Source organism: Planosporangium flavigriseum, from assembly GCF_011947225.1.
Lineage (GTDB): Bacteria > Actinomycetota > Actinomycetes > Mycobacteriales > Micromonosporaceae > Planosporangium > Planosporangium flavigriseum.
In genome coordinates, this window is sequence record NZ_JAATVW010000011.1 from 1 (window position 1) to 13,568 (window position 13,568).

The window sequence follows — 13,568 nt, forward strand, 5'->3', positions numbered from 1 at the left end:
GTCCATGAACGACAAACTACCGACTCGGTACGACAGTTTTCGAACACCCGTGCGACGCCGATGCACTGTCGCGACTCCGCGAAAAGCGGTTGCGCGCATAGGCAATCGCGACCGCCGACGCCGCGCGAGCTATCGGGCACGCCCGGTCGCCGCTACGGTAACCATGCGCACATACGTCGATACGTCCTGTGTAGACCGAGGCCTGTACAGACCGAAGGAGGCACCGTGCGTACCACCACAGCTTCGCTGGATGCGCCGTTTCTGGACGTCACCGATCCCAAGTTCCGGTTCGACTCCCCCGCTGTCGCGGAGGCCCGTGAACTGAGCTGGTACGCCAAAACCCCACTGGGGTTACTCGTTCTGCGGTACGCGGAGGCGCAGGGCGTACTGCGTGACCTGCGGTTCGCGCCGAGCGGCGAGCGCTACCTCGCGTTGCAGGGCATCTCCGAGGGTCCGCTGTACGACTGGTTCGTCTCCATCATCCTGCACCGGACCGGCGACGATCATCTCCGGCTGCGGCGACTGGTGACCAAGGCGTTCACCCCGCGCATGATGGAAGGGTTCCGCCCGTTCATGCGTGACCGCGCGTCCCAGTTGGCCGAACGGATCGCGGCGCGCACGTCCACCACAGGCGAGTGCGAGTTCATGGACGAGTTCGCCGATCCGTTGCCGGTGGCGGTCATGTGCGAACTGCTCGGCGTACCCGCGGAGGACTATCACCTTTTCCGTCGATGGTCGACCGATGTCGGACTCGTCTTCAGCTTCAACCTCGCCGACGTGCACACCCGGGCCGAGGCGGCCGTGATCGGACTGTACGAGTACCTCGACCGGCTGATCGCGCTGCGCCGGGCCGAGCCGCGCGATGACCTCCTCTCCGCCCTCATCGCCGCCGAGGAGACCGGAGACCGCCTCAGCACCGACGAACTACGCAACCTTGCCGTGGCTCTCGTGTTCGCCGCGCACGACACCACACGCAACCAACTCGGCCATGCGATGGTGGCTTTCGCCGCACACCCGGACCAGTGGCACCTGCTGGGCAAGCGTCCCGAGTTGGCGACGCAGGCGGTTGAGGAGGTCATGCGCTGGGCGCCGACCGTACCGACGACCTTCCGGTTCGCGCTCGAAGACGTACAGCTCAATGGGGTTGATCTGCCGGCCGGCTCATTCGTGCTGGTCTGCGCGCAGGCTGCCAACCGTGACCCGCGCGTGTTCCCGGGCGGCAGCCGGCTCGACATCACCCGGCAACTCGAAGCCGCGCACCTGACGTTCGGCGGCGGCCCGCACTACTGCCTGGGCGCGGCGACCGCGCGCACCGAGATCGCGGCAGCCCTCAGCGTGCTCACCTCCCGGTTCGACCCGCCGTCGCACGCCGGTCCGGTGGCCTGGCGCGCACCGACCGGACTGTACGGCCCGGAGCGGCTCCCACTGCGTTTTACCGTGCGTGAAAAGTGAAGCCGGAACCGATAAGCATGATCTACTAGCGTGCATGTCCCGGTACGACAGCTTGTTTCGACTCGATGGCCGGCGCGCCGTGGTGGTGGGTGCCGGCAGCGGAATCGGCCGCGAATGCGCCCAGGCACTTGCAGCGCACGGCGCCGACGTCGTCTGCGCCGACCGGGATGCCGATTCGGCGGCGGAGACCGCGCGGCTGGGCGGCGGTTCTGCGTACCAACTGGATGTCCTCGACGGCGCGGCGGTGACCCGCGCCGCGGGCGAACTCGGCGACGTCGACGTGCTGGTCTTCACCGCCGCGACCAACGTGCGCAAGCGGCTGCTCGACTACACGCAAGAGGAGTTCGACCGGGTGGTGGGGCTCAACCTGACCGCCTCGTTCGGGCTGGTCCGCGCATTCGGCGCGGGCATGGCCGACCGTGGCCGGGGCAGCATCATCGGCTTCGCCTCGATCCGCGCGTTCACGGTCGAACCAGGTCAGGGCGTCTACGCCGCCACCAAGTCGGGCCTGATCCAGCTGCTGCGCACCGCGGCCGCCGAGCTCGGCCCCAAGGGCGTGCGGGTCAACGCCGTGGCCCCGGGCGTCGTGGAGACTCCCCTCACCGCGCAGATCAAGGCCAACCCCGAGTGGTACGACGCGTACGCCGCGAAGAGCGCGCTCGGCCGCTGGGCGCAGCCCGAGGAGATGGCGGGCGCGGTGGTGTACCTGGCCAGCGACGCGGCGAGCTTCGTCACCGGCACCTGCCTGCTCGTCGACGGCGGCTGGACCGCGGTCGACGGGCGGTACGAGCCGCCCAACTAGACCGGGCGGTACGAGCCGCCCAACTAGACCGGGCGGATGATCGCCATTCTGGTGACGGTCAGCTCCTCCACCGCGAACCGGGGGCCCTCCCGGCCGATCCCGGAGTCCTTCACCCCGCCGTAGGGCATGTTGTCGGCCCGGAAGCCCGGCACCTCGTTGACAACCACACCGCCGACGTTCAGGCGCTCGATCGCCGCGAAGGCCGTCTTCAAAGAACTCGTGTAGACGCTGGCGTGCAGCCCGTACCGGGACCGGTTGACCAGGTCGAGTGCGCTGTCGACGTCCGGGACGGTGCGTACGCACACCACCGGGCCGAAGATCTCCTCGTCCCACACCGCCAGGCCGTCGCGTACGTCGGCGAGGACGGTCGGGCGCAGCACGCCGCCCTCGCACGAACCGCCGGCGACGAGACGCGCGCCCGTCTCGAGCGCGTCCGCGACCCAACCGCGGACCCGTTCCGTCGAGCGGGTGTCGATCAGCGCCGCGACCCGGGTGCTCTCCGACCGTGGGTCACCGACCTCGATCTTCGGTACCCTGTCGGCCAGCAGCGCCAGGAACCGCTCGGCCACGGGCTCCTCGACGAGTACCCGCTGGACGGAGATGCAGGCCTGGCCGGAGGCGTAGTAGCCCCCGCGCACCACGGCGTCGGCCGCGGCGTCCAGGTCGGCGTCCGCGGCCACCACGAGCGCGGCGTTGGAGCCGAGCTCCAGCAGTACCTTCGTCGGGGCCGCGGCGCGGGCGATCGTGTGCCCGACCGCGGCGGATCCGGTGAACGACACCGCGCCGAGGCGCCGGTCGCCGACGAGCGTCTCGCCCACCTCGACGCCACCGGTGACCACCTGCACAGCCTCGGCCGGCAGGCCGGCCCCCGCGCCGGCCTCGCGCAGCAGGTGTACCAGCCAGAGCGTGGCCAGTGGCGTCTGCGGCGCCGGCTTGCACACCACCGGACAGCCGGCGGCGATCGACGGCGCTATCTTGTGGGTGGCGAGCAGCAGCGGGTAGTTGAAGCCGGCGATCCCCACCACCACGCCGATCGGCCGCCGGGTCCAGAACCCGATCAGCCCCTCGCCGGACGGCAGCAGGTCCAGCGGCACGGTCTCGCCGTGCAGGCGCACCACCTCCTCGGCCGCCGTTTCCAGCGTCACGAGGGTACGGGCTACCTCGACCCGGCAGTCGACGAGCGGCTTTCCGGTCTCGAGGACGAGCAGCCGTTCGAACTCCGCGCGCCGGGCCGCGAGGGCGTCGCGGGCGCCGAGGAGGGCCGCCCGGCGGGCGTGCGACGGCAGCGCCGCCATCCGGTCGGCGACGGCGACCGCCTCGTCCAGCGCCGCCCGCGCGAGCGCGGCGTCGCCAACAGGCACCTGGGCCACCTCGGCTCCGTCGTACGGGAACCGCACCGTGACTGTCGTGCCCGGCTCCACCCAGCCGGCCCCGACCGGCAGGCCCGCTGGGAACGGGATCTCGAACAGGCTCATCCCTGCCTCCAACCGCGAACCGCGCTGGGATAGATGTCGGCGTACGCCCGGAAGCCACCGGCGCTCGTCGCGGCGAGCATGGCGTGCACGACCGCCCGGCTGAACGCGTCGGCCGCCGCCGCGAGCACAGCGTTGAAGACCACCGGATCGGGCGCCGCACCCGCACCGGTTGCCAGGGCGAAGACGGTGTCACCGTCGAACATGGAGTGCACCGGCCGGATGGCGCGCGCCATGCCGTCGTGGGCGATCCCGGCGAGCTTCTGGCACTGCGCCTTGGTCAGGGTGGCGTCGGTGGCGACCACGCCGATGGTGGTGTGGAAGGCCTGGGCGACGCTCGTTGCGACCTCGGCAGGAGCCGCCCGCGAGCTCTCGTCGGGCACCCGCAAACCGTCGAACTCACCGGGCAGCCCGAACCGGGCGCCGTACAGCTCCCCGGTCACAGGATCCACAGTGGACCCGACCGCGTTGACGACGACGAGCGCCGCGACGGTAATTGCGGTGCCGGTAACTCCGACTGGGAGGACCACACTCGCCGAGCCGACTCCGCCCTTGACGTCGCCCGCCACAGCGCCGGTGCCCGCGCCGACCGTGCCGAGTTCGACCGGCCCGGAGCTCGCCGCGTCGTAGGCCGCCGCCCCGAACGGTGCGTCCGGCGTCGCCCGAAAGTCGCCGCCCCGGCCCAGGTCGAACAGGACGGCGGCGGGCACGATCGGCACCACCTGGCCCTCCACCGTGCCGACCGGGAAGCCGACCTTGTCGTCCGCCAACCGCTCCATGACCCCGGTCGCGGCGGCCAGCCCGTACGCGCTGCCGCCCCCGAGGACGACGGCGTGTACCCGCTCGACGAGGTTGCGCGGGTCGAGCACGTCGGTCTCCCGGGTACCCGGCCCGCCGCCGCGTACGTCCACGCCCGCGACGGCTCCTTCCGGCGGGGTGAGCACGACGGTCGTACCGGTGAGCCAGCCGTCGCCGATGCGTTGGTAGTGCCCGACGCGTAACCCGGCGACGTCGGTCAGGGTGTTTGTGGGGCCGGGTCTGAGCGCACTCACCGCACACCACCGAGCCGGACACCACCGAGCCCGTGCCCGTTCAAAAACTGGCGCGCCGCCTCGGCGTACACCTTCGTGTACAGCACGATCTCGTCGACCTCGACGTACTCGTCCGCCTGGTGGGCGATCCACTTGCCACCCGGCCCGTACACGACGCTCGGCACGCCGGCGCGCGCCGTGAGGATGGTGCCGTCGGTGCTGCCCGGCACTCCCCCATAGGTGGGTCCGGACCCGGTGACGGCGGTGTGCGCGGCGGCGAGGGCCGCGACGACCGGGGCGTCGATCGGGGTGTCGACCGGCGGGCGGTCGACCAGCACGGTCACCTCGGCGAATACCCCGTCGGTCGCGCCGAGCGCCGACGCCAGGACGTTGACCCGGTCCACCAGGTCGGCGTGGTCGATGCCGGGCACGGTACGCACGTCGACCGCGACGGTCGCGGTCGGCGGGATCACGTTGATCTGGTCGAGGTCGCCGGCGCGGGCAACGGTGGGCGTGATGTACGGCCAGCCGAGGTGCTCGTGTTCGTCGTGGTTGATGTGCAGTTCGGCCTCCAGTTCGGCGAGGGCGGAGACGAATGCCGCGGCGGTGCGGATCGGGTTGCGGGCGTGCTGCGGCATCGCTCCGTGCGCCATCCGGCCGTGGAAGTCCACCCGGAGCCGGATCGCCCCCTTGGACACCGGGCAGATCTCGCCACCCTCGGGCTCGCAGACGATCGCCGCGTCCACGTCCGCGGCCAGCCCGGAGTCCACGAAGTGGTGCACGCCGAGCATCAGGCCTTCCTCGTCAGCGAGCGCGCACACCTTGATCCGGCCCGGGAACGGCCCGGACCGCTGCAGCGCGCGGACCGCGTACAGCATCGCGGCCACGCCGGACTTCATGTCGGCGGCGCCCCGGCCGTAGAGCCGGCCGTCGCGTACCTCGCCGCCGTACGGGTCGACCGTCCAGGTGTCGAGGGCCCCTTCGGTCACCACGTCGGTGTGGCCTTCGAACATCAGCGTCGGGCCGTCCCCACCGCCGCCTTCGACGACCGCCACCACGTTGGGGCGGCCGGGCGCGGCGAGCGAAACCAGCGGCTCCCAGCCGAACTCACGCATCTTCGCCGCGACCAGGTCGGCCGCGGCCTGCTCGGACCGGCCGTTCGGGGCATCGTTGACGCTCGGGATCCGTACCAACGCCTGGGTGAAGGCGACGACGCCAGCTTCATCGACCGGGATGGTCACCGTGGGGACTCCTTAGCGGGACGGTGCGCGGCCAACGCCTTCTCCAGCGTCGGCGCGGCGGCGAGCAGCGCCTTGGTGTACGGGTGCTGCGGGGCTCCGTACACGCGCTCGCAGGAGCCCCGCTCGACGATCTCGCCGCCGCGCATGACCGCGACGGTGTCGCAGACGTGCCGGACGACCGACAGGTCGTGGGAGACGAACACCAGCGTGAGGGAGAACTCGTCGACGAGGTCCATCAGCAGGTTGAGGATCTGGGCGCGTACCGACACATCGAGGGCGCTGACGGGCTCGTCGGCGACGAGGACCTTCGGCCGCGGCGACAGCGCCCGCGCGATGGAGATGCGCTGCCGCTGTCCGCCGGAGAACTGGTGTGGGTACCGGTCGGCGGCCGCGGCCGGCAGCCCGACGGCGTCGAGGAGTTCGGCGACCCGGCCGCGGGCGTCGGGGTGGCCGAGCGCGACGAGGGGCTCCCGGATGATGTCGCCGACCTTCATCCGCGGGTCGAGCGATCCCATCGGGTCCTGGAACACCATCTGCAGGTCGCGGCGCAGGAACTGCAGCGACCGTTCGGACGCGCGGCTGATCTCCTTGCCGGCGAACCGGATCGAGCCCGAGGTCGGCCGGTCCAGCCCGGCCAGCAGGCGGATGAGCGTGGACTTGCCGGAGCCGGACTCGCCGACGATGCCGAACCGCTCGCCGTACGCGATGCCGAGGTCGACGCCGCGCAGCGCCTCCACTGCCGGGGCGGGGCGGGTCAGCGAGCGGCGCGGCCGGCGGTAGCGGCGCACCACGTCCCGGGCGGAGATGACATTGTCGGTGCTGACATTGTCGGTGCTGACATTGTCGGTGCTGATGTTGTCCGTCACTGGCCGCCTCCCACCGGATGCCAGCAAGCGAAACCGCGTTCAGGCGTTCCCGTCCAACCAGGTGTCTGTACACATTGGTCAGTCGCACGCGGGCAGCGGTTACGGAACACGCACCCATCGGGGAACTCCCCGCCACCCGGCACGACTCCGGGGATGGTGCGCAGCCGGCCCCGCTCGTCCACTGCGGACAGATCGGAGGCCGCGAGCAGACCATCGGTGTACGGGTGCCGCGGCGCGGTGAACACCTCGTACACGTCGCCACTCTCGACCACGCGCCCGCCGTACATGACCAGGACGCGCTCGCAGACAGTCGCCACGACGGCGAGGTCGTGGGTGATGAACAGCAGCGCGCTGTCGCGTTCGGCGGTGAGCTCCACGATGAGCTCGAGCATCTGCGCCTGGACCGTGACGTCGAGGGCCGTGGTGGGCTCGTCGCAGATCAGCAACGCCGGATCGTTGGCGAGCGCGATCGCGAGCATCACCCGCTGCCGCTGACCGCCGGAGAGCTGGTGCGGGTACGCCCGCGCGGTCGCCTTCGGCTCCGGCAGGCGCACGCGGTCCAGCAGGTCGACGGCGGCCGCCAGCGCCCTCGCCCGGCTGGGTTGGGTGCGGTGCAGCAGCATCACCTCGGCGACCTGGTCACCGACGCGCATCACCGGGTTGAGCGCCGTCATCGGCTCCTGGAACACCATCGAGACGCGCTTGCCGCGTACTTTCGAAAGCTCCCGCTCGTCGGCGCCGACGAGGTCACCGGGCACCCCGTCGAGGCGGGCCGAGCCGCTCGCCCGTACGCCCTCGGGGAGCAGCCCCAGCAGCGACAGCGCGGTCAGCGACTTGCCGGAGCCGGACTCGCCGATCAGGCCCACCCGCTCGCCGGGGCCGATAGCGAAGGACACGTCGCGGACAAGCGGTATCGCGCCCGCATCGATGCGCAGGGCATCAACGGTCAGCACACTCCCGGTCAGCACGCTCACCGGCCCTCCCGGAGCTTGGGGTCGAGCCAGTCGCGCAGCCCGTCGCCGAGCAGGTTGAAGCCGAGGACGGCGAGCGCGATGGCGAGTCCGGGCCAGAACGCGAGCCGGGGCGTGGAGAACAGCAACTCCTGGGACTCCTGCAGCATCCGGCCCCACGACGGGGTCGGTGGCCGGGTGCCGAAGCCGAGGAACGACAGCGCCGCCTCGGCGAGGATCGCGATCGCGAACGACACCGACGCCTGCACGATGAGGATGCTCGCGATGTTCGGCAGGACGTGGCGCAGCGCGATCGCCAGCCGGGAGCGCCCCGCGGAGCGGGCCGCGAGCACGTAGTCGGTGTGCATGACCGACAGCGTCTGGCCCCGCGCGACCCGGGCGAACGCTGGGATCGTGGCGACGCCGATGGCGACCATGGCGGTGAGCGCGCTAGCGCCGAAGACCGCGCCGAGCATGATGGCCAGCAGCAGTGCGGGGAACGCGAAGAGCAGGTCGTTCGCACGCATCACGAGTTCGCCAGACCAGCCGCCGACCATGCCGGCGAGCATGCCGAGCGGGGTACCGAGCACGGCGGCGATGCCGACCGCGACGATGCCGACGTAGAGCGTGGTGCGGGCGCCGACCATCAACCGGCTCAGCACGTCCCGACCGAACTTGTCGGTACCCAGCAGGTAGTCACCACCGAACGCCGGCGCCAGCCGGTGCGCCGGATCGACGTGTACGGGGTCGTGCGGCGTCCATACGAACGACACCAGCGCCGCCAGTACGACCAGCCCGACCAGGGCGCCCCCGACGACCATGCTGGCGTTGAGCCGCCGGACCCGGCGCCGGGCAGCCGGCGCGCTCACCGGGCACCTCGCGGGCTCAGGTCTCGCAGCCTCGGGTCGAGCACCACGTACAGGGCGTCGACCAGGAAGTTGATCGCCAGTACGGCGACGACGAGCACCATGACGGTGTCCTGTACGAGCAGCAGGTCCCGGTTGGCGACGCCGTCGAGCAGCAGGCTGCCCAGGCCGGGCAGGGTGAAGACCCGCTCCACCACGACCGCACCGACCAGCAGCGTGGCCAACTGCAGGCCGAGCACCGTCACTACCGGGATCGCGGCGTTGCGGGAGCCGTGCCGCCACAGCGCGCGGTAGAGCCCCATTCCCTTCGCCCGCGCGGTACGGATGAAGTCCTCGCGCAGCACGTCGAGGACCGCGGAGCGAACGTACCGGCTGAGCACCGCGCCCTGCACCAGGCCGAGCGACAGGGCCGGGAGGAGCAGTTGCTGGAACCAGGCGACCGGATCCTCGGCGAGCGGCGTGTACCCGCCGGAGGGCAGGACCTGCCAGGTTACGGCGAACAGAAAGACCAGCAGAATGCCGGCGAGGAACGCCGGAATCGCGACCCCGACCTGGCTCAGCCCGGACAGGATGAGCCCGGTGACGCTACGGTGGCGTACCGCCGCGGCAGCGCCCAGCGGCACCGCCACGACGGTCGCGATCAGCATGCCGAACAGCACCAGCCACAGCGTCACGCCGAGCCGGTCGGCGATCTGCGGGCCGATGCGGTCGCCGCTGACGTACGACAGGCCGAAGTCGCCGGTCGGCAGGCCCGACACCCAGGCGAGGAACTGGACGGCCAGCGGCCGGTCGGTACCGAACTCGGCGCGCTTGGCCGCGACCGCCTCCGGGGTGGCGTTGACGCCCAGGGCGATCGCGGCCGGGTCGCCGGGGAGCACCGCCATGAAGGCGAACACCGCGACCGCGGCGACGGCGGTGCTCACGATGAACACCGCCACGCGCCGGAGCAGGTACAGGGCCACGCGCTATCTCAGCCCTTCGCCTTCGCGAGCACGGTCAGGTCGAACGACTCCGAGACCAGGTTCTTCGGCAACCCCGTCACGCCCGTCTCCGCGACGATGAGGTTCGGGAACAGGAACAGGAAGTCGGCCGCCGCGTCCTCGGAGACCAGACGCGCGGCCTCCTTCATGGCCGCGATCTGGTCGGACTCGGGGCCGGCGTCCGCCTTCGCGAGCAGCTCCTGCACCTTGGGGTTGTTGTAGCGCAGGTAGTAGTTCGGGTTGCCGAACAGGGCACCGAGGTCGCGGGGCTCGACGTGGTTGATGATCGACATGTCGTAGTCGGCCTGCTTGAAGACAACGTCCAGCCAGCGGGCCGGGAACTCCAGCGGCTCGATGTCCGCGGTGATGCCTACCTCGGCGAGCTGCGACTTGACGACCTGGCCCGCGGCGACGGCGTACGGCAGGTTCGCGATACGCAGCCGCAGCTTGAGGTTGCTCTGGCCGGCCTCGGCCAGCAGCGCCTTGGCCTTGGCGGGATCGTACGGGGTGACGCCGGTCAGGTCCTCGTACCAGGGGTCACTCGGCGGAACCATGCCGCCGATGACCTGGCCGCGGCCGGCCCACGCGGTCTCGACCAGCGTCTTGTGGTTGATCGCATGCCGGATCGCCTGGCGTACCCGCTTGTCGTTGAGCGGCGCCTTGCTGTTGTTGAACGACAGCACCACCTCGCCGGTCGTGGTGCCTTCGATGACCTCGTACTTGGAGTTGTTCGTGAACTGCTGGAGCGACTCCGGTGCCTGCACGGTGGAGATGACGTCGATGCCGCCGGTCAGCAGCGCGTTGTTCATCGCGGTGGCGTCCTTGAAGTACTTCAGGACGACCTTCTCCAGCTTCGGCTTGGTGCCCCAGTAGTTCGGGCTGGCCGCCAAGGTGATGGCGTCGCCGCGCTTCCACGACTCCAGCTTGTACGGGCCGGTGCCGACCGGCGTGTTGGCGAGGTCGGCGATGCCGTCGCGGCTGAACATCGCCCCGACGCGGGTCGCCATCTTGTACAGCCAGGAGTTGCTCGGCTTTGCGAGGGTCACGACCGCGGTGGTGTCGTCCTTCTTCTCCACGCTGGAGACGACGTCCATCGCGGACTTCAGCGACACCTTCCAGTCGGTCTTCACCCGGTTCAGGCTGAACACGACGTCGTCGGCGGTGAACTTCTTGCCGTTGGTGAAGGTCGCGTTGTCCTGCAGGTGGAACGTGTAGGTCTTGCGGTCGTCGCTGATGTCCCAGGACTTGGCCAGGAGCGGAACGATCTTGCCGTCCTGGTCGAGCTTGACCAGCCCCTCGTACACGTTGACCAGCATCGCCTGCGGGATGGCGACGCCGTCGGTGGTGGTGAAGTCGAGGTTGGACGGCTCGGCGACGAAGCCGACGGAGAGGCTCTTGACGCTGGAGCCCCCGGACGAGCCTCCGGACCCCGATGAGCAACCGGCGGCGGCGGTCGCGAGCACGGCTGTTGCGAGCACAGCGGTCGCGCGACCCGCGACGAGCCGGAGGAGCGGTCGTGTCACGGCGATTCTCCTGATGCAAGGGGGCCGGGCGGCGCCGGTCCGGGGATTCGGGTTCGACGGGTCGTGCAATCAGGGTTTACCGATACTGGTCTGACCAGTAGCCTCAGTGCGCTCACGCTCTCATCGAGATGGGTGAAGGTCAAGAGCGCAAGGTAACCGTCTGGAAACGGCGGCCAGCACTCCACTGACACCGAAGGCGAGGGCAGCCCCCGTGGCACGACGCCTGCAGTTCCAGCCGGTCCAGCCGGTACGCGCGTACGAACGGATCGTGCAGCAGATCGAGGACGCGATCCTGCGCGGCGACCTGCGCCCCGGTCAACGGCTGCCCTCCGAGCGCGACCTGGTGCAGCAGTTCTCGGTGAGCCGGTCGAGCGTCCGGGAAGCGCTGCGGGTCCTGCAGAGCAACGGCATGGTCCGGTCCCGGGCCGGCGACCCCGCGGGTCCCGAGGTGCTGCCCTTCTCCCCCGCCACGCTGCAGAAGTCGATGACCACCCTCGCACGCGTGTCCGAGCTCAGCCTGGCCGAGCTCATCCAGTTCCGGATGCTGCTCGACAGCAGCGCCAACCTGCTCGCCGCCCGGCTGCGCACCGAGGAACAACTCGCCGAGATGGACGCGGCGATGGCGGTGATGCGCGCGGCCACCGACGACTACGAGGAGTTCAGCCGCGCTGATGTCGCCTTCCACGACGCGGTCGCGCGAGCGAGCGGAAACCGCCTCGTACAGGTCTGCAACCAGGTGGTGCGCTCGGTGGTGCTGACGCTCATCGAAGACAAGATCGCACGCGCCGCCGACCGGACCGCGCAGATGGCGGAGAGCATCGCGCACCATGCCGAGGTGCTCGACGCGGTCCGGATCAGCGACGGTCCGGCGGCCGCCCGCCTCGCCCGCCAGACGCTGTACGACTACTACGCCGGGTACGTGACCGAGCAGGAGCGGGAGTTCCTGCGTACGCTCATCGACACCGACTAGGTCAGCGTCCCACCAGGTCGAGGAGCTGCCTAACCGGCGTCACCGCACCCCGGCCCACGCCCCGGCCTGGGTCGCGGCGGCGATCTCCGCGGCGACCTCGGCATGGCCTTCGGTCAGCAGGCCGGCGGTGACCCGGATGTGGTTCACCGGCCCGGGCAGCACGGCGAACGGCGATCCGGGCGCCACGCCGATCCCCTGGCTGGCCAGCCGTAGCAGGGCCGCCGACTCGTCGAGTACCGGCACCCACACGTTGATGCCGTCGTTCCCACCGACCTCGATGCCATGGGTGGCGAGCGCGTCGACCAGGGCGGCGCGGCGGCGCGCGTACTCGTCGCGGGCGTACGCCACGGTCCGGACCGCCTCGGCGTCGTCGAGCAGGCTGAGGAGGACCCGCTGCAGCAGCCGGCTGCTCCAGCCCTGGCCGAGTTGCCGGCGCCCGACGAGGATCTCCATCAGGTTCGCCGGCCCACCCATCGCCGCCAGCCGAAGGTCCGGGCCGTGGGACTTGGAGTAGCTGCGTACGTGCAAGGTCTGGTCCGGGATCCACTGGCCGAGGCTGATGTCGGGGGTGGCGGCCACCGCCCCGGCCGAATCGTCCTCGATCACCCAGGTGTCCGCTTTCGCGAGGATCGCCGCCAGCGCCTCGGCCCGGGTACGGGTGAGCGACGCGCCGGTGGGGTTCTGCGCCCGGGGCTGCAGGAAGACGGCGGCCACCGGGGCCGCTGCCACCGCCTCGGCGAGCGCCACGGCGGACATCCCCTCGTCGTCGACGGGTACCCCGACGACCTGGACCCCGATCGCTTCGAGCAGGTCGATCAGCGGCGCGAAGCACGGGTGTTCGACGACCACCTGGTCGCCGAAGCGCAGCAGGGACCGCGCGGCGAGGTCGAGCGCGTCCATCGCGCCGTCCACGACGGTCACCACGTCGGTCCGGTATGGCCACTCAGCGCGCAGGCGGTGGACCAGTTCGGGCAGCACCGGATCGTCGAGGTAGCTGCCGGGTACGCCGGCGGTCTGCAGCTGCTGCAGCGCGTTGGCCAGGTCGGGAAGCAGCGCCGAGTCGGGCACCCCGGTCGACAGGTCGAGGCCGAACGCCATCTGCCGTTGCAGGGCGCGGCGGTACCGCGCGGGCCCGGTTGCGCTGAGGTCGGCGATGGTCGTGCCGCGCCGGCCGTCGGTGTGGATGGCCCCGGACCGGGCGAGCAGAGCCCAGCCGGCGCTCACCGTGGTCGGTGACAGCTGCAGCTGCGCCGCCACGGTGCGGATCGGGGGCAGCTTCGTCCCCGGCGTCAACACGCCGTCGCGCATCGCGCGGGTCACCGCGTTGGCGATGCCACGGGCGGACGGCTCTTCGAGGCGCTCTTCGAGGCTCACCAACAGTGGATCAAGCATTGTTGTAACATAACAAACGCTAC

The 13,568-nt window shown here is 70.8% G+C and carries 12 protein-coding genes; 3 read left to right on the top strand and 9 right to left on the bottom strand.

Annotated elements, in window-relative coordinates; translation table 11 throughout:
- The first annotated feature begins 225 nt into the window (after window positions 1-225).
- A complete protein-coding gene (locus tag HC028_RS16160) occupies window positions 226-1,452 on the top strand; it encodes a cytochrome P450 (RefSeq protein WP_239075574.1) in 1,227 nt (408 codons plus the stop codon).
- Window positions 1,453-1,486: 34 nt separating this feature from the next.
- Window positions 1,487-2,254 carry an SDR family NAD(P)-dependent oxidoreductase gene (locus tag HC028_RS16165; protein ID WP_168078171.1) on the top strand — a complete coding sequence of 256 codons (768 nt, stop codon included), beginning with the start codon at window positions 1,487-1,489 and terminating at the stop codon, window positions 2,252-2,254.
- A gap of 23 nt (window positions 2,255-2,277) precedes the next feature.
- On the opposite strand, the gene HC028_RS16170 is transcribed toward HC028_RS16165, so the two are convergent.
- The 8 genes from HC028_RS16170 to HC028_RS16205 are packed head-to-tail and all read right to left on the bottom strand — an operon-like array spanning window position 2,278 to window position 11,183.
- Window positions 2,278-3,729 carry an aldehyde dehydrogenase family protein gene (locus HC028_RS16170; protein WP_203981429.1) on the bottom strand — a complete coding sequence of 484 codons (1,452 nt, stop codon included), beginning with the start codon at window positions 3,727-3,729 and terminating at the stop codon, window positions 2,278-2,280.
- A complete protein-coding gene (locus tag HC028_RS16175) occupies window positions 3,726-4,778 on the bottom strand; it encodes a P1 family peptidase (RefSeq protein ID WP_168078172.1) in 1,053 nt (350 codons plus the stop codon). The genes HC028_RS16170 and HC028_RS16175 overlap by 4 nt, the downstream gene beginning before the upstream one ends.
- Window positions 4,775-5,998: a M20 family metallopeptidase gene (locus tag HC028_RS16180; RefSeq protein WP_168078173.1), complete on the bottom strand. Its 1,224-nt coding sequence runs from the start codon at window positions 5,996-5,998 to the stop codon at window positions 4,775-4,777. The genes HC028_RS16175 and HC028_RS16180 overlap by 4 nt, the downstream gene beginning before the upstream one ends.
- Window positions 5,995-6,864: an ATP-binding cassette domain-containing protein gene (locus HC028_RS16185; RefSeq protein ID WP_239075575.1), complete on the bottom strand. Its 870-nt coding sequence runs from the start codon at window positions 6,862-6,864 to the stop codon at window positions 5,995-5,997. The genes HC028_RS16180 and HC028_RS16185 overlap by 4 nt, the downstream gene beginning before the upstream one ends.
- On the bottom strand, window positions 6,861-7,838 hold the full coding sequence (locus tag HC028_RS16190) for an ABC transporter ATP-binding protein (RefSeq protein WP_239075576.1): 978 nt from the start codon (window positions 7,836-7,838) through the stop codon (window positions 6,861-6,863). Before HC028_RS16190 ends, HC028_RS16185 begins: the two co-directional genes overlap by 4 nt.
- Window positions 7,835-8,683, bottom strand: coding sequence for an ABC transporter permease (locus HC028_RS16195; protein ID WP_239075577.1), 849 nt, complete (start codon window positions 8,681-8,683; stop codon window positions 7,835-7,837). The genes HC028_RS16190 and HC028_RS16195 overlap by 4 nt, the downstream gene beginning before the upstream one ends.
- A complete protein-coding gene (locus tag HC028_RS16200) occupies window positions 8,680-9,642 on the bottom strand; it encodes an ABC transporter permease (RefSeq protein ID WP_168078174.1) in 963 nt (320 codons plus the stop codon). Before HC028_RS16200 ends, HC028_RS16195 begins: the two co-directional genes overlap by 4 nt.
- Window positions 9,643-9,650: 8 nt before the next feature.
- Complete coding sequence (locus HC028_RS16205) at window positions 9,651-11,183, bottom strand: ABC transporter substrate-binding protein (RefSeq protein WP_168078175.1); 1,533 nt, start codon at window positions 11,181-11,183, stop codon at window positions 9,651-9,653.
- A gap of 211 nt (window positions 11,184-11,394) precedes the next feature.
- Here HC028_RS16205 and HC028_RS16210 point away from each other — a divergent pair, with 211 nt between their 5' ends.
- A complete protein-coding gene (locus tag HC028_RS16210; RefSeq protein ID WP_239075578.1) occupies window positions 11,395-12,153 on the top strand; it encodes a FadR/GntR family transcriptional regulator in 759 nt (252 codons plus the stop codon).
- Between the two features lie 39 nt (window positions 12,154-12,192).
- Here HC028_RS16210 and HC028_RS16215 read toward each other — a convergent pair whose 3' ends face one another.
- Entirely contained in the window at window positions 12,193-13,545 is a 1,353-nt protein-coding gene (locus HC028_RS16215; RefSeq protein ID WP_168078176.1) for an aminotransferase-like domain-containing protein, read from the bottom strand.
- Between the last annotated feature and the right edge of the window lie 23 nt (window positions 13,546-13,568).

Excerpts from the sequence above, each read along its gene's own strand:
- HC028_RS16165 (WP_168078171.1), top strand. The coding sequence starts at position 1,487 with ATGTCCCGGTACGACAGCTTGTTTCGACTCGATGGCCGGCGCGCCGTG.
- HC028_RS16170 (WP_203981429.1), bottom strand. The coding sequence starts at position 3,729 with ATGAGCCTGTTCGAGATCCCGTTCCCAGCGGGCCTGCCGGTCGGGGCC.
- HC028_RS16215 (WP_168078176.1), bottom strand. The coding sequence starts at position 13,545 with ATGCTTGATCCACTGTTGGTGAGCCTCGAAGAGCGCCTCGAAGAGCCG.